Here is a 15,714-nt window from a genome sequence, read left to right as displayed (position 1 = left end):
GAGTCTCCCCATGGCAAAACACAAATACCCGGAGTTCGAGTCCATGGAAGCGCTGCCTTATACGCCCGTTCCCCACCCCGATCGTACCGGCCCCGGCGCAACGATGACGAAGCAAGAGTTCTGCCGAACCTTCGGCATCGCTCGATATGATCTTGATCGCGCAATCGAGAATGGCGGGCCCGTCCTGAAGCGGGGGACACAATTCGAGCCGTGGCAGGTTCCCGCTGGCGACATGCTGCGTTGGATGATTGAGGACAAAGCCAAGACGGCCGCAGACCCGGACTTGTCGCCCCTGCGTCGGAATCAGATCAAGCTAATTCTGTCGCAAGTGGAGAAGCTGGAATTGAAGAACGCTGCGACTCGCCGCGAGCTTGTCACCATCGACGAAGCCGTAACGCTCTATCGCGAAGAAGCCGACGTCATCCGGAGGCATCTGCGTTCACTGCCGGACGCCGTCGCAACTGCGCTTGGTGCGCTCGCCGAGTCAGACCCCATTGGACGCAAGGACTCTGCCGTGGTCGCGATGGTGGTTCAGGACGTGATCAACGACACGCTTCGATCTATTTTTGAGGAGGACTCTTATGTCCAAGCCGCCTAGCCGCCCGAGCCGCCTTGGCAAAAATCCATCTAGGATCACCGTTCGCTTGCGCGCGGATCAGGCGAAAGCCATCGCGCGCTTATCTGGACCGCCCCCGCGCAACGCAGGCGAGTCGGAAGTCGTGCGGCGATTGATCGACGCCGGCCTAAAGGCGACTCAACGATGATGATGCGAACGTGCGCGCATTGTGGCGAGCTGTTTGCGCTGGAACACCGCCACCGGAAGTATTGCTCGCAGGGTTGCCTCGACGCCGTACGCCGGCAGCAGAGATGTGCGCAATATGCTGTGCGACATGGACGGCCGGGCTTCAAGCCGCCCGATCGATTTCCGACCTGCGTTGTGTGCGACACGCCGCTGCACGACTTGCAGCGCAAGTTCTGTAGCAACCGGTGTAGGCGCATTGACTTTAGGCGGCGGCACACCGACGAAACGCCGCTCGACGCAGAAGGCGAGATTCGAGTTCGGGACTTAGAAGATTGCCCGCGCCGGCTCAGGCTTGCTCGGTTCGTGGACAGGTTCGAAGGCGGCCGGATGTTCTATCAAGGGCCGCTGCGCCCGACGTGGCTTAGTGCGCCGCGCGCGGGGCGTTAGCGAAAAGTGAAGCTCGTTTTTGGGTTCATGGTTTGCAGACCAAATTTATCAGAAGCGGCTACATCGAAATCGAACACGGCGGCGTCGAGCGTATAGCTGACCTGCCGAAGCCACTCGTCTTCGATGATAAATTTTCCTGCTTTGCTGATCGGTAAATCGTCGAGTGGTCGCTTAAGACCTTTGAGCCTGCGATCGAATATATCGTTCACGCGGCAATCGTTATGCGCAATTAGGTTACGAACCTCGGAAGCCAGTAGAGCGGCATCGAATGCCGCGTCTGTCCTGAAGAGCGCCAGACCGGTGCGACTGTGGATGTATTTCTGAAGGTCATCTAACGACTTGTAGCTAAGCTCGTGAATCTTTCGCTCGGTTAGGAACGTCACCACACTGTCGAAGCTCTTCAAATCGATAACGGTTGCGATGTCGATTGACCCTTCTGACTTCAATATCTCAGGCTTGGCTTCGAAAATTTCTCGCAAGATCAGCAATACGTATAGATCGAACGACTCCACTGCACGTGATAGCATTGTTTCGTTCACGAACTGGCGGTGGTTGGAAAAGTCGTACGAAACGAGTTTGTACTTGCTCGCTTCTGCCTCAAATGCCTGCCGGCTGTCCGGTGTCAGCGCTTGCGAGAAGGCGCCCATCGACTTTATAATTCCGAAAAAGAAACGAACGAAATCTCTAAGCTCCATGACGCGCGCCATGTAGAGTAAGCACGAAAGCGTGGCTCGATCGGGGGAGTCACGGAATCCGAGTTCTTGTTCGTCAACTTCGCTCGCCAAGTGATTCGCCCTTCATCGGGGAGTGTCGAAAGATCAACGGAGACTGCTGTGTGATCGCACACCTACTCGTCCAGCAACACCTTGAAAAATGCGTGGTTACGCTTCTTCGCGTTCTCTATTAGGGTGTCGTACCCAAACGCTTGAATGAAGATGGCGTCGCGCTCTCGATAGCGAACGAAAACTTTCGGATTCCACCCGTTCTGGAAGTCGTGTTTATGCAACACTTTGATCATTGTCGGCGTAAGATCAGCGATAACAAACGCAAATCTTCGCACCACATTCGCAAATGAAAAATACGTTCCGTCGGTTTTGCTGATCCCACCTTCGGCGGTAGCTTTGTCTAAGGTATTGATCACCTGAAGAATCGGATCGTCTTTTTCTGAGCCGAAGGCATAGTCGTTGCGGCTCGGTCGCTTGAATTCCACGATCGTCAATGTCGTCCCGTCGTTGTCTCCGAGAATCATGCTGTCGTCGAAGAACAGCAAGTCGGTAACTTTGTCGCCCTTACCTCTACGTCCGCCGTGCAATGTCCTATCGCTAGACACGTAAGGGAGAAAAGCCAACGCGTCATCTACGAGCCAAAGATTGTGCTCGAAATAATCGACGCTCGCGGAATCGGAGAAACGACGAAATACCAAGTCGTGAATCGCGTCTTCCGGAGCGCGCTTGCCGTTGTCTTGAAAGCGGCGGGCGACTTCAACCAAGGCAATTATGTTTTTGCGATGTATAACGTACTCAGCTAAAGTCTCTTTCTTGCCGGCATCGATCTTCGCAACTATTTGCTTGATTGTCGCTTCATAATTATCGGCATTGGCCGACGCCGCCACGATTTGCTTGGTCAAGTCTGCCGTTGCCCGATAGCGTTCGATCGCCAGATCGGAAATGAACTGTTCAGGCTTCCAGTTATTCGGCTTCGCTTTGACGTAGTCGGAAACCGTTTTGCCCCTCAGCCCCAGCTTTAAGATCGGATTTTCGCGAAGCGCCTCAGCCAATTCAACGGACTGATCGCTTTTGATCTTGTCAATCTGTGCGTGCTCTTCACGCTGTATAACGTCACTAATATGGGACACAACGTCTTCCACGGTGCGTGGTCCGAGATTTATGCCCGTACGGGAGTCGTTCAGGCGGCTCTCGAATGCTTCGCCACGAACGACCGCAATCACCACATAGCGTTCGCCGTTCTCATCGAAAAAGAATGGTTGTCCAATTTTGTTAGAGAGATCGCGCGGCGTGCCGACTATTCGATCTGCGGCGGACAACAGCAAGCAATGGCTTTTGAACTGCTGTGTTCGCGGCAGCTTGGCTAAAGAATAGGACAATTCTTCGGGCGCGCCGTCGATGTCGCAGGTGATAGTTCCTTCCGCGAACTTTTTGAACATGCCTTGGAAGCGACTTCTTATATCGATTGGCTCGCCTTCATCGAACTGAATGATCTGCGGGAGCCAGCGATACAGGAAGTACGGGAGGAAGTGCGCTCCAATCTCATCCGTAATGTCATCCGCCTTCAAAGCGCGGATAAGATCATGCCAGCCCAATAGTGGCTGATCGTACGTGACCGCAAGCCCCGTTCCCTCAAAGACAGGTTGGTCTTGCAGTAGAATCAATTCCTGTTCCTGATTTACGTCGAAGCGAAAGGCACGAACGTCTGTGCTCCCGAAGAACGCAAAGCGGCTGTGGTATACGACCCGTGCGAAGACCTTGAACGCAATGAACCTGCCAAAGCCACGCCCCTTCTGGCTCAGCTTGGCCCCGCTAAAGGGCGTCTTGAATGAACGATAGTTGTCGTCATGAAGGCCGGCGCCATTGTCCGAGACGGACACTACGATCTTGTGTGGATCGGTCCAGTCCTTGAACGTGACCTTTACAAGACCGATCTTCTCTGCACTGGCGCTGTCGTCGAAGGCTTCTTCGATGCCGTGCATCGCATTCGAAATCGCCTCGAATATTGGCAATAAGAAGCCGTGAAGATTGACCTGCAAATGAGTTCGCGAAAGCACGGCGAGCATGTCCGGCTTCAGCAATGTGTCAGTCGTCAGCTTATCCATCACTCCTCCCCCAAGGCATGTGATGCGGAATTTCTACATCATCCAGCGGTTGTGGTACAGGGCGTTGGCGCCGTGCTCCACGTTAACGATGACGGCGAAGAATAAAAAAGGCGATCATGACCGCTCGCTTGCATAAGCTCGATGAACCCGCATTGTTCGACGACTATCCATAACGGAAAGGACGAAGAACATGTTACGCGTGGTTGAAGGTGACGCGCTGAGCGCACTGAAGACAAGAGCAGACGACGAGTTTGCTTCGGCTTTGGAGGCGCTGTCCGCGGCAATTCTTGAAGGCTACGATATCGAGGATGACGACAACGACCTGTTAGGCCGCTTTGAGTTCGCAGTCGAGCAACGCGCGTTGGCTCGGTATGGGCTGAAACGGGTCGGTGCTGAATCGTTCGATTGGTTCGCCCAATTGAAGGACGACGATGTCGTGCCGAGCGAGCAGAGAATTGCGATCGAGACAATCTTCCCGCCCGGCGCGATCGACTACGCTGATGAGGATCGAATCTGCAAGGCAGAGTACCTTGACGACCTTGAGAGGGCTAAACCCTACTTACGCTAGGCGGATCGTCTCATCCTTCATGTGTAAAGGCCCGCCCCACCCGGCGGGCTTTTACGTGCCGCCGGGCTCGCAGCGCGCCCCGCCTATGCGTCGGACGGACGCGCCCGTCTCTTTGCAACCCGCCACGGGCGGCGCGCTCTACGGGCTCCCCTGATGGTCAATATTACGTCTTGGGGCAATGGACTTAGGGCACAAGAGGTGACTTGAAAATTACCTATCCCTGTCAACATCTTACAAGTAATTCGCGAAGTTGGTGATGCCAGTCGCGCCTTACTTTTGTCTGGGCCTCACTTTGCGCCCGATGATTTGGCCTTCCCCGCCAACCACTCCCGCCCCTCGCCATAGAGCGTCTCGACCTCGGGCCCGATCAGGCCCGGCATGTCGCGCTTGACCTTATAGCCGATCAGCTCCTGCATGTAGGCGAGATGGCGATAGCCTTCGGGCAGCGCTGCGAGCGCTTTCTGGTCGAGCTGAAGCGTCGTGGCGGGGTCGACGGGGTCGATCCGGTCCTTCTCGTAGATCGGCTGGCGGCGGACGATACCCCATTTCCCCTGCCGCTTCTCCAGGAAATCATAGAAGCGCCCGGTGCAAACGACGTCGCAAAGCACGTCGTGCACGAGGGCGCGCTGCGAGATCGTCATTTTGGTCTGGGCAATGGCACGCTCGCCCGCGAGGTCGATGCTGGTGCCGCCGAGGAAGTGCAGGATGCGCACGCCCTTGGCAAAGCCCTCCTGGCTGACCCGCATGAAATCCCGCGCCGGGCCCTGAAACCAAGTGGCCGACATCCAGCCCTCTTCGTGCCAGACGGTTGCAAAGCGCTCCCAGTCCCCGGCATCGCGCCACACCGCCCAGTTCTCGACGAGGTCGCGGATGGCGAGGCGATCGAGGATCTGCTGGTCCATTGTGAGAAATCTCCTGGCGGCTTGAGGCAACGATGAGCGTCATCGGCCAGAGATATCAACGAGGCAATCTAACCGTCGTCAAGCGTGCTTCGCAGCCCCTTGAACTGCCCACAAGCGCAAACGCGGTGCGCGCATCTGGACTTGCAATCAACCTGACGGCGACTAGTATCCGCATCGATGCAGATGAAATCGCCCTTGCTCGCCGCGCTTCTCGGATTGCTGGTGCCCCTCCCCGCGTATACGCAGACTGCGGACCCAGATACCCAAGAGAGCTCTATCAACGCTTGGAAGAGGCAAGTTTCCAATCGGTTGGCCAGCAAGAGGATCTATCCGCGCAATTCGTCCCCCGAAGGGGGTACGGCGAAAGTCCTGCTTGTTCTCAATCGGACTGGGAATTTGATTTCGAGCGCACTGGCCGAAAGCACGGGCTCCACCGAACTGGACGCCGCGGCCCTGGCTATGGTGGAAGCGGCTGCGCCATTTCCCGAGCCGCCCGCCGAGATTCAGGAGGACAGTCTTCACCTCACGGCGCCCATCGTCTTCAGGGCGAAAACGACGCCACCGTGGTCGGGCAGGCTGCCACCGACAGAGTCGGCCGCAGAACAAGCCAAGATCGATGCCAAGATGCGCAGCATCTGCCGGGGCTGCTGAAAAGACTAGGCAACGAAGAACGGCGCACCTTGCAGCGCGCCGTCCCGTTTTTCGATACCGGTCTTCCTTACGCCGCCGGCGCCTTCGGCGTGCGGTTGCGCGAGTTGCGCTGGAAGAACAGGGCCTGGCTCGCCACCGCCGACACCATCGCGGGCTGGAACGGTTTCGAGATCAGGAATGCCGGCTCGGGGCGCTCGCCGGTGAGGAAACGCTCGGGGTAGGCGGTGATGAACACCACCGGCACCTCGAAGGTGCGGAGCAGCTCGTTGACGGCGTCGAGGCCCGACGAGCCGTCGGCGAGCTGGATGTCGGCAAGGATCAGGCCGGGCCGCTTGTTCTTGGCCAGCGCCACCGCATCGGCATGGGTGCGCGCGACGCCGACGACGTTGTGGCCGAGATTCTTCACCAGGCTCTCGAGGTCCATGGCGATGAAGGTCTCGTCCTCGATAATCAGCACGTCGGTGGCGATCTCCGCCGCCATCTCGCGTCCAGCGGTATCGGCAAGCCGCCGCGTCTCAGCGACGTCGGTGCCCAGGATGAAACCGACTTCTTCCTCCGAAAACCCTTCGAGCGAGAGCAGCAGGAAGGCCTGCCGCGGCAGAGGCGTGATGTTCGACAACCGCCGCTCCGGCGGCATTGGCAGGGTCGTCACCTCGGCATCGTCATTGACGGAGACGGAATTCCAGATCTGGGTGAACAGCCGGAACAGGCCGGCGCGGGGCCCATGGCTTTCGTCCAGCACCGACGGATCTCCCAGCATGGCCTCCAACATGGCCGCGACATAGGCGTCACCGGAGGCCTGGCTGCCCGTCAGGGCCCGCGCATATCGGCGCAACAATGGCAAGTGTTCAGCAACGAGCTGTGAACGGGACATCCCCACTCCATTCATCTTCGGGCCGGCCTCAATGTCCAGGGCGTTACGCGGGGGGCCCGGGTTCCCCTGCTGGGCTGTTTACGCCTCACGCCAAGAAAAGTTCCGCTGCGGGCGGAACTTTTTATCTCACGTCGCATTGTGCCTATCCAGGGAACGGCTCCCGGTTGAGAAAACTTCTCGATTTTACAGTCACTTAACTCGGGGAAACGTGGAACAGGTCATGAAAGATCTCAAGTCTCAAGCCAGCAAAAGCACGACCCCCGGCAAGGGAGGGCTCACTCCGGAGATTCAATCCCGGATCGGGCATCAGCTCCGCGCCATGTACGACGACGTCGTGCGGCAGGGGGTTCCGGATCGGTTCGCGGAGCTGATCAAAAAGCTTGATGCGCCAGGAGCGACGCCCCAAGTGGAAAATGGTGGGGGATCCAACGACAACAACAATGGGAGGGATTAATGCCTCTCACGGACTCCCTGCGTAACGACATCCTGGCAGCCGTGCCGAGCTTGCGCGCGTTCGCCATCTCGCTCAGCGGCAATGCGGACCGCGCCGACGACTTGGTGCAGGAGACGCTGCTTCGCGCGCTGGCCAACATCGACTCGTTCCAGCCCGGCTCCAACCTGCCGGCGTGGCTGTTCACGATCCTGCGCAACCTGTTCCGCTCCGACTATCGCAAGCGGCGGCGGGAGGTCGAGGATGCCGAAGGCAACTACGCCAAGACGCTGAAGACGCAACCGTCGCAAAACGCGCATCTCGAGTTCGAGGAGTTCCGCACGGCACTCGAGAAGCTTCCGCAGGACCAGCGCGAAGCCTTGATCCTGGTCGGCGCATCCGGCTTCTCCTACGAGGACGCGGCGTCGATCTGCGGCTGTGCGGTCGGCACGATCAAGAGCCGCGTCAACCGCGCCCGTTCGAAGCTCGCCGCGCTGCTCTATGTCGAGGGCGCCGAGGACTTCGGGCCCGACGAGACCGTGCGGGCCGTGATCGGCGGCAGCGGCGGCTGACGGCTGGCATCGTCCGGTTCGAGACGACATCGAGGCGGCCGCTTCCGCGGCCGCCTTTGCGCGCTTACGAGAATCACTCGTCCGCGAAGGTCACGGTGTCGGCGACGCTGGCCCGCGAAGTGCGGTAGCTGTTGACCTTGTGCGCGTGGTCGGCATAGCCGAACGAGATGCCGCAGACGACGCGGCGATCCTCGGGCAGGTTGAAATGGCGGCGGATCAGGCCGGAATGGCGCGCGAGCGCGGCCTGCGGAATCGTGCCGAGGCCAAGCGCCTGCGCGGCCAGCATGAAGTTGGAGACATAAGCGCCGCAATCGATCGCACCGTAGATGCCGAGCGGCTCGTTGGTGTGGATGATCGCGACATGCGGCGCGCCGAAGAAATTGTAGTTCTCCAGTGCCTGCTTGGCGTACGCCATCTTGTCGCCGCGGGCGATGCCGAGCGTGTTGTAGAGCTGGAAGCCGCTCTCGCGCCGGCGTTCGAGATAGACCCCGACATACTCGCGCGGCGGCGTGAAATCGTAGTCGTCACCGAGTCCCCCCGAGGCCTCCTTGTAGATCGCCTGGCGAAAGCGCTCCTTGGCCGCGCCGCTGGCGATGATCACCTGCCAGGGCTGGCTGTTGCACCATGAGGCCGTGCGCTGCGCGGTGGTCAGCACATGCTCGATGGTGGCGCGGTCGACTTCCTTGGGGAGGAAGGCGCGCACGGAATAGCGCTCGTTGAGGAGTTCTTCGAGCACGCCGATGCGGTTGGTTTGTTTCACGTGTGTGTCCATGGATCAGCTCGCCGCTTTCTTCGTAGGGTGGGTTAGCCGAAGGCGTAACCCACGTCTTTTGTTTCCGCAGCGACAGAAGTGGCGGGTTACGCTGCGCTAACCCACCCTACAATGCCACGTCACCGTCCCTTGGTCGGGATCTTGTTGTACGGCACGTCCTTGTCGACCCGGATGTCGCCCGGAAGGCCCAGCACCCGCTCGGCGATGATGTTGCGCAGGATCTCGTCGGTACCGCCGGCGATGCGCATCGAGGGCGAGGACAGCAGCATCTGTTGGAACTGGCCCTGCACCGTCTCCTCGTCGTTGCCGGTGAGAACACCGGCCGCGCCCTGCAGGTCCATGGCGTAGGTCGCGATGTCCTGCAGCATCATGCCCGAGACCAGCTTGCCGATCGAATTCTCCGGGCCCGGCCGCTCGCCCTTCGACAGCGCCGAGATGGTGCGGTAGCTGGTGAATCTCAGCCCGTTCGACTTCGCCGCCCAGCTCGCGAGCTTCGAACGCACCGCGGGATCGTCGATCGCGAGCCCGTCCTCCAGCACGAGATTGGAGCAGAACTCGAACATCTCGGGGACGCCGGTCGCGAGCCGCGCGCCGATCGACATGCGCTCGTTCATCAGCGTGGTCAGCGACACGCTCCAGCCGTCGCCGACGGCACCGAGACGCTGGCTGTCCGGAATCACCACGTCGGTGAAATAGACCTCGTTGAACTCCTGCATGCCGTTGGCCTGCTTGATCGGACGCACTTCGACCCCCTCGCTCTTCATGTCCAGGAAGAACATGGTGAGGCCCTTGTGCTTGGGCACGTTGGGATCGGTGCGCGCGATCAGGAGACCGTAGTCGGAATAATGCGCGCCCGAGGTCCAGATCTTCTGGCCGTTGACGACCCAATTGTCGCCCTTCTTCTCCGCGCGCGTGCGCAGGCCCGCAACGTCGGAGCCGGCCGACGGCTCGGAGAACAGTTGGCACCAGATCTCCTCGCCCGAGGCGAGCTTGGGCAGATAGCGGCGCTTGGCCTCCTCGCTGCCGAACGCCATCACGGTCGGACCGCACATGCCCTCGCCGATCTGGAACGGCTGCGTCAGCTTGCCGTAGACGCCCTCTTCCTGCTGCCAGATCACCTTCTCGATCGGCGTCGCGCCGCGGCCGCCATACTCCTTCGGCCAGTGCAGGCAGGCCCAGCCACCCTCGGCCTTCTTCTTCTGCCAGGCTTTGCCGACATCGACGATGTCGTGGTGAGCGAGACGAATGCGCCCGAGCGAGGATTTCGACAACTCGGCATGCAGCTCCCTGGGCGCATTGGCCTCGACCCATTTGCGCGCGGTCTCGCGGAATGCGGCTTCCTGCGGGGTGTCGTCGAAATTCATTTCGAACTCTCCTCTCTCGTGCCCTGTACGCGGCGCAGCGCCATTAGCGCGTTTACGCGCGTCTTAGACGCGCTATGGCGGTGCGCTGCAGAGCCGGGGCCCATTGCAGCTCTCTGGATCCCGGCTCTGCGAAGCAGCACTGCGTGCTGCATCGCAGAGCCGGGACACGGCTAAGCTCTTCCCTTCGTCGGGATCTTGTTGAACGGCACGTCCTTGTCGACCCTGATATCGCCGGGCAGGCCCAGCACCCGCTCGGCGATGATGTTGCGCATGATCTCGTCGGTGCCGCCCTCGACGCGGGTGCCCGGCGCGCGCAGCAGCATGGCCTGGAAACGGCCGGCGAGTTCGGCATCCTCGCCGCTGACCACGCCGTTCGCGCCCTGCAAGTCCAGTGCGTAGGTCGCGACGTCCTGGATCATCGAGCCCGCCACCAGCTTGCCGATGGAATTCTCCGGTCCCGGCCGCTCGCCCTTCGACAGCGCCGAGATCGCGCGCATGCTGGTGTATTTGAGTCCGCTCGCCTTGACCGCCCAATTCGCCAGCTTCGAACGCACCGCGCGATCCTCGATCGCGGGACCATCGTCGAGCATCAGGCTGGAGCAATATTCGAACAGCTCGGGGAAACCGGTCGAGACGGCCGCGCCGATCGCGCTGCGTTCGTTCATCAGCGTGGTCAGCGAGACGTTCCAGCCGTCACCGACCTCGCCGAGGCGCTGATGGTCGGGGATGCGGACATCAGTGAAATAGACCTCGTTGAAGTCGGAGGCGCCGCTCGCCTGCTTGATCGGCCGCACCTCGACGCCGGGGCTCTTCATGTCCAGGAAGAACATGGTGAGGCCCTTGTGCTTGGGCACGGTCGGATCGGTGCGCGTGAGCAGGATGCCGTAGTCTGAATAATGTGCGCCCGAGGTCCAGATCTTCTGGCCGTTGATCACCCAATCGTCGCCGTCCTTCTCCGCGCGCGTGCGCAGGCCCGCGACGTCAGAGCCGCCGGCCGGCTCGGAGAACAGCTGACACCACACCTTTTCGCCTGATGCGAGCGGCGGCAGATAGGTGCGCTTATGCTCCTCGCGCGCGAACGCCATCATGGTCGGCCCGCACATGCCGTGGCCGATGATGAACATGCGGGAGAGCTGGCCGAACGGGCCCTCTTCCTGCTGCCAGATCACGCGCTCGATCGGCGATGAGCCGCGGCCACCATACTCCTTCGGCCAGTGCAGGCAGGCCCAGCCAGCGTCGGCTTTCTTTTTCTGCCAGGCTTTTGCGACCTCGAGAATATCGGCGTTCTTCAGCACGGTACGGCCGAGCGAGGATTTGCGCAGCTCCTCCTCATATTGCTTGGGCGCGTTCGCGTTGATCCAGGCGCGGGCGGTAGCGCGGAATTCGGCTTCCTGCGGGGTGTCGTCGAAGTTCATGGTCTCATCTCTCTGTCATTCCGGGGCGCGCGCAGCGCGAACCCGGAATCTCAATGTTATTCACTCATTTCCAGATTCCGGGTTCGGCGCTATCGCGCCGCCCCGGAATGACGACAACATCATGCCGCGTTCTTCTTCCGCATCCGGTCGATCAGCTGGTCTTCCCAATAGGACAGGCTACCCAGCCCGAGCGCCATGGCGTTGGCGCGGCGGTAGTACATGTGGCAGTCGAACTCCCAGGTGAAACCCATGCCGCCGTGAACCTGGATGTTGTTCTTGGCGCAGTGCTGGAACGCCTGCGTCGCACTGATGCGCGCGGCGGCGGCGGCTTCCGGCAGCTCGGCCGCATTGGTCGAGAGCGCCCAGGCGCCGTAATAGCTGTTGGAGCGCGCCAGCGTCGCCGAGACGTACATGTCGGCGAGCATGTGCTTGACCGCCTGGAACGAGCCGATCTGCCGGCCGAAGGCGATGCGGTCGAGCGCGTAATCGCGGCCCATCTCCAGCGCGCGGTCGGAGCCACCGACCTGCTCGAAGGCGCAGAGCACTGCGGCACGATCGAGCACCTGGGTGAGGATGCTCCACCCTTCGCCCGCGGCGCCGAGCGGCTCGGCCTTGCAATCCTTGAAGGTGATTTCCGCTTGCCCGCGGGTCGGATCGAGATTGGTAAGGCTCTTCACCTCGACGCCGCCGGCTTTGAGATCGACCAGGAACAGCGAGATGTCGCTGTCGCGCCCGCTCGAGCCGGTTCGCGCGGCAACCACCGCGAAATCGGCGATGGCACCGTCCGCCACCGGCTTCTTGACGCCGTTGAGTACGCCATTCGCAGCCGTGAGCTTGACGTTCTTCGGTGACGGATTGCCCTTGCCCTCGAACAAGGCCAGCGTTCCGATAGCCTCGCCCGAGGCGATCGCCGGCAACCATTTCTTCTTCTGCGCGTCGCTGCCGGCGATCAGCAGCGCCTCGGCGGCGAGGTACACTGTGGAGGAGAACGGCACCGGCGCGTTGGCCCGGCCCATCTCCTCCGCAATCACGCAGAGCTCAAGATGGCCGGCGCCGGCGCCACCGAACTCTTCGGGAATCGCAACGCCGAGAAAGCCCATCTCGGCGAGCCCCTTCCACAGCTCCTTGTCGTAAGGCGCCTTGCCGTCGAGCACGACGCGCACCGCCTTGGGCGAGCACTTTTCGGCGAGGAATTTGCGCGCCTGATCGCGGAGCTGCTTCTGGTCGTCGGAGAAGTCGAAGTTCATGGCGGGCTACCTTTGCTCATTCGCTCTATTCATGGGCCGTCATTCCGGGGCGCGCCCCTTGGCGCGAGCCCGGAATCCATAACCACGAGTCGGGGGTATGGATTCCGGGCCTGCGCCTACGGCGCATCCCGGAATGACGATTGGAGAGAGAGTCGTCTTCATCGCAACACGATCACATCCTCATCCGGCTGATCCGCATAGAGCCGCTCCACCAGCGCGGCGCGGCGCTCGAGGCCGGCGCGCTGGTTGATGTAGCCCTTGTCGGTGAGCTCGTTGCCGTCGATCGAAGGCGGCTCGACCATCAGCATCGCGCGGGCGATGATGCGGCTGCTGGCGCCTTCGCATTCCCTGTTGTGCGTCTCCAACCCACGCCTGAAACAAGCGATGACCTCGGGATGCTTCACCGCGTCGGCAAAGCTCAGATCGGGATTGCCGACGAGCTGCCGGCAGGCATGCAGGTTCGGCCAAGCCAGGAGGCCGATGAAGGCGCGATCCTGTCCCGCGACCAATGCGTCGTGCACGACGGGCGTCGCCGCCGCGATTGCATCGGTGCGCAGCGAGCCGACATGCACGAAAGTGCCAGTAGTGAGCTTGAAGTCTTCCACCACGCGCCCGGCAAAGATGATGCCCTTCACCGGATCGGAATCGTCGACGAAGATGCCGGCATCACCGATGCAATAAAAGCCTTCCTCGTCGAACATCTTCTTCGTTAGCTCGGACTGGCCGAAATAGCCGGGCGTGACGTTGACGCCGCGCAGGCGCAGCTCGTATTTCGAGCCGCACGGCACCATCTTCAGCTCGACGCCGGGGAACGGCAGGCCGATCAGGCCGACGCGCTCGGTGTCCCAATAGGTGCCGGTCGAGGTCGGCGCGGTCTCGGTCGAGCCCCAGCCGGTGTAGAACACGATGCGCTCGCCGGTGGTCTTCACCGCCAGCGCCTGCATGCGATCGTAGAGATCGTCGGGCAGCCGCGCGCCGCCATAGGCCATGATCGATAAATTCTTGAAGAAGGAACGACAGAGCGCATCGTCCTTCTCCATCGCAGCCGCGAGCGCCGCATAGCCGGCCGGCACGTTGGCGTAATAGGTCGGCGAGATCTCGCGCAGATTGCGCAGTGTCTCCTCAAACTGGCCCGGCATCGGCCGGCCGTCATCGATGTAGAGCGTGCCGCCGTCAACCAGGATCGGATGGAACGCGGCATTGCCGCCCATGGTGTGATTCCAGGGCATCCAGTCCAGCATGGTCGCTACAGGGCCATTGGGATCGCGCGGCCGCACCTGCATCATCATCGCCGCATTGGCGCACATCATCTCTTGCGTGTTGATGACGGCCTTGGGCATACCGGTCGAGCCGGAGGTGAACAGCAGCTTGCCGACTGTCTGCGGCGTGATCTGCGCGATCGACGCATCGACATCGACGGTAACAGGCGTCGCCGCAAGCTCGGCAAAGCTGACGCTCTTGATGTCGTCGCAGGGTCGGGTGACGTGGACCACGGTGACACCAGTGAGATCGAGCGCCTTCAGGGCCCTCTCGAAAGTCGGGCCGTCCTGAACCATCACCACGGCCGGCTTGATCAGGTCGAACAGGTATTTCAGCTTGACGTGATCGTTGCTCATCAAGGAGTAAGCCGGCGACACCGGAGCCGCCGGCGCGCGCGCCTGCATTGCCGCCTGCGTCATCAACGCGTGCTCGATCGAATTGCCGGAGAGGATCGTGACCGGCCGTCCATCGAGCTTGAGGTTGAGCAGCGCCTGCGTCAGCGCATCGACGGTGCGCTTGGCTTCGCCGTAAGACACTTTGCGCCATTCGCGGATGGGCCCGCCACGCTGCGCCAGCCAGATGCGTTCGGGTGCTTCCCGCGCCCATTTCGCCAGCGAGGCCGGAATGTGCTTCTCGTAAGTCTGCAGCGGAATGCGCGACTTCAGCACCACCGTGCCATCATCGCGGCGCTCGATGGCGATGTCGCGCTCGAGCCATTCGACCTTGCGAAAGGCGGGCTTCGTCATCACGGCCGCCGCGCTTCCACTCATTTTGCGTCTCCCGGAATTTCTTGTCCTTTGCGGATCTTGATCGTTCAGCGCTTGATATAGACAGGCTTTCGCTTCTCAAGGAAGGCCCTGATGCCTTCCGAAAATTCCTCCGAGCGGCTGCACAGGACCTGGTTGCGATCCTCCATCGCAATCGCAGCTTCCAGCGAGCCGGCATCGACACTCATGTTGAGACATTCCTTCGACAGCCGCAGCCCCACCGGCGAGGCCGTCATCATCGCATCGACATAAGGCGCGGCCGCGTCGTCGAGCTTGTCCTCATCCACAACCTCGGACACGAGTCCTACCGCGAGCGCACGCTCCGCACCGATGAAGCGGCCGGTGAGGATCAGCTCGGACGCCACGGAGACGCCGACGAGGCGCGGCAGGAAATAGCTGGTGCCGATGTCGCAGCCGCCGAGGCCGAGCTTGATGAAGGCGCAATTCATCCGCGCCGATCTCGTCGCGATGCGGATGTCGGAGGCCAGCGCCAGCGCAAACCCGCCGCCGGCTGCAGCGCCCTGCACCAGCGAAAGAACCGGCTGCGGACAGCGCCGCATCAGCATCACGATGTCGGCAATGCGCCGCTGCGAGTCCAGCGACTCGGTAACGCCCGGCGGCTCCTGCTGCCCGGCGCGGCGCGCCATCGCCGCCTTGAGATCGAGGCCGGCACAAAAATTCTTTCCGGCGCCCTTGAGCACGACGACGCGAGTGTCGCGGTTGCGCTGCAGGCCCTGAAAATAGTCGTTGAGCGCGTCGATCAGCGCCGGATCGAGCGCGTTGAGATGCTCGGGCCGATTGAGCGTCACCCGGTCGACGCCGTCCTTGTGCTCGATCAGCAGCGGTTGGGACATGAGGGCCTCGTGCATCGGT

Annotated in this window: 15 protein-coding genes; 5 read left to right on the top strand and 10 right to left on the bottom strand. The window is 61.2% G+C overall.

Annotated features, from left to right (window positions below; translation table 11 throughout):
* The first annotated feature begins 10 nt into the window (after positions 1-10).
* Positions 11-598 carry a terminase small subunit gene (locus LPJ38_RS09500; protein ID WP_145637330.1) on the top strand — a complete coding sequence of 196 codons (588 nt, stop codon included), beginning with the start codon at positions 11-13 and terminating at the stop codon, positions 596-598.
* 587 nt (positions 599-1,185) lie between these two features.
* Here LPJ38_RS09500 and LPJ38_RS09495 read toward each other — a convergent pair.
* Together LPJ38_RS09495 and LPJ38_RS09490 are read right to left on the bottom strand one after the other, a co-directional pair.
* A complete protein-coding gene (locus LPJ38_RS09495) occupies positions 1,186-1,974 on the bottom strand; it encodes a hypothetical protein (RefSeq protein WP_145637327.1) in 789 nt (262 codons plus the stop codon).
* A 62-nt stretch (positions 1,975-2,036) separates the two neighbouring features.
* Positions 2,037-4,019 (bottom strand): hypothetical protein, encoded by a 1,983-nt coding sequence (locus LPJ38_RS09490; protein ID WP_231088598.1) that lies wholly within the window; start codon positions 4,017-4,019, stop codon positions 2,037-2,039.
* Positions 4,020-4,209: 190 nt separating this feature from the next.
* On the opposite strand from LPJ38_RS09490, the gene LPJ38_RS09485 reads away from it, so the two are divergent.
* Positions 4,210-4,587 carry a hypothetical protein gene (locus tag LPJ38_RS09485; RefSeq protein WP_145637321.1) on the top strand — a complete coding sequence of 126 codons (378 nt, stop codon included), beginning with the start codon at positions 4,210-4,212 and terminating at the stop codon, positions 4,585-4,587.
* Between the two features lie 287 nt (positions 4,588-4,874).
* On the opposite strand, the gene LPJ38_RS09480 is transcribed toward LPJ38_RS09485, so the two are convergent.
* Positions 4,875-5,489 (bottom strand): nuclear transport factor 2 family protein, encoded by a 615-nt coding sequence (locus LPJ38_RS09480; RefSeq protein ID WP_145637318.1) that lies wholly within the window; start codon positions 5,487-5,489, stop codon positions 4,875-4,877.
* Positions 5,490-5,666: 177 nt separating this feature from the next.
* On the opposite strand from LPJ38_RS09480, the gene LPJ38_RS09475 reads away from it, so the two are divergent.
* Positions 5,667-6,140: a TonB family protein gene (locus LPJ38_RS09475; protein ID WP_145637315.1), complete on the top strand. Its 474-nt coding sequence runs from the start codon at positions 5,667-5,669 to the stop codon at positions 6,138-6,140.
* A 67-nt stretch (positions 6,141-6,207) separates the two neighbouring features.
* Here the strand turns inward: LPJ38_RS09475 and LPJ38_RS09470 are convergent, their stop codons facing one another.
* A complete protein-coding gene (locus LPJ38_RS09470) occupies positions 6,208-7,014 on the bottom strand; it encodes a response regulator (protein WP_008543577.1) in 807 nt (268 codons plus the stop codon).
* Positions 7,015-7,234: 220 nt separating this feature from the next.
* On the opposite strand from LPJ38_RS09470, the gene LPJ38_RS09465 reads away from it, so the two are divergent.
* Together LPJ38_RS09465 and LPJ38_RS09460 are read left to right on the top strand one after the other, a co-directional pair.
* Positions 7,235-7,468, top strand: a complete 234-nt coding sequence (locus LPJ38_RS09465; protein ID WP_007597239.1) for a NepR family anti-sigma factor — start codon at positions 7,235-7,237, stop codon at positions 7,466-7,468.
* Positions 7,468-8,016: a sigma-70 family RNA polymerase sigma factor gene (locus LPJ38_RS09460; protein WP_145637312.1), complete on the top strand. Its 549-nt coding sequence runs from the start codon at positions 7,468-7,470 to the stop codon at positions 8,014-8,016. The genes LPJ38_RS09465 and LPJ38_RS09460 overlap by 1 nt, the downstream gene beginning before the upstream one ends.
* A 73-nt stretch (positions 8,017-8,089) precedes the next feature.
* On the opposite strand, the gene LPJ38_RS09455 is transcribed toward LPJ38_RS09460, so the two are convergent.
* The 6 genes from LPJ38_RS09455 to LPJ38_RS09430 all read right to left on the bottom strand — a co-directional run bounded on the left by LPJ38_RS09455 (position 8,090) and on the right by LPJ38_RS09430 (position 15,695).
* A complete protein-coding gene (locus LPJ38_RS09455; RefSeq protein WP_145637309.1) occupies positions 8,090-8,788 on the bottom strand; it encodes a nitroreductase in 699 nt (232 codons plus the stop codon).
* 119 nt (positions 8,789-8,907) lie between these two features.
* Positions 8,908-10,152 carry an acyl-CoA dehydrogenase gene (locus LPJ38_RS09450; RefSeq protein WP_145637306.1) on the bottom strand — a complete coding sequence of 415 codons (1,245 nt, stop codon included), beginning with the start codon at positions 10,150-10,152 and terminating at the stop codon, positions 8,908-8,910.
* Between the two features lie 170 nt (positions 10,153-10,322).
* Positions 10,323-11,567 (bottom strand): acyl-CoA dehydrogenase, encoded by a 1,245-nt coding sequence (locus LPJ38_RS09445; protein WP_145637303.1) that lies wholly within the window; start codon positions 11,565-11,567, stop codon positions 10,323-10,325.
* Between the two features lie 119 nt (positions 11,568-11,686).
* Complete coding sequence (locus LPJ38_RS09440) at positions 11,687-12,814, bottom strand: acyl-CoA dehydrogenase family protein (RefSeq protein WP_145637300.1); 1,128 nt, start codon at positions 12,812-12,814, stop codon at positions 11,687-11,689.
* A gap of 158 nt (positions 12,815-12,972) precedes the next feature.
* A complete protein-coding gene (locus LPJ38_RS09435; protein WP_145637296.1) occupies positions 12,973-14,844 on the bottom strand; it encodes an AMP-binding protein in 1,872 nt (623 codons plus the stop codon).
* A gap of 44 nt (positions 14,845-14,888) precedes the next feature.
* Complete coding sequence (locus LPJ38_RS09430) at positions 14,889-15,695, bottom strand: enoyl-CoA hydratase/isomerase family protein (RefSeq protein ID WP_145637293.1); 807 nt, start codon at positions 15,693-15,695, stop codon at positions 14,889-14,891.
* Between the last annotated feature and the right edge of the window lie 19 nt (positions 15,696-15,714).

The sequence above is a fragment of the Bradyrhizobium daqingense genome (assembly GCF_021044685.1).
GTDB lineage: Bacteria > Pseudomonadota > Alphaproteobacteria > Rhizobiales > Xanthobacteraceae > Bradyrhizobium > Bradyrhizobium daqingense.
This window is presented reverse-complemented; position numbering and strand designations above follow the sequence as displayed.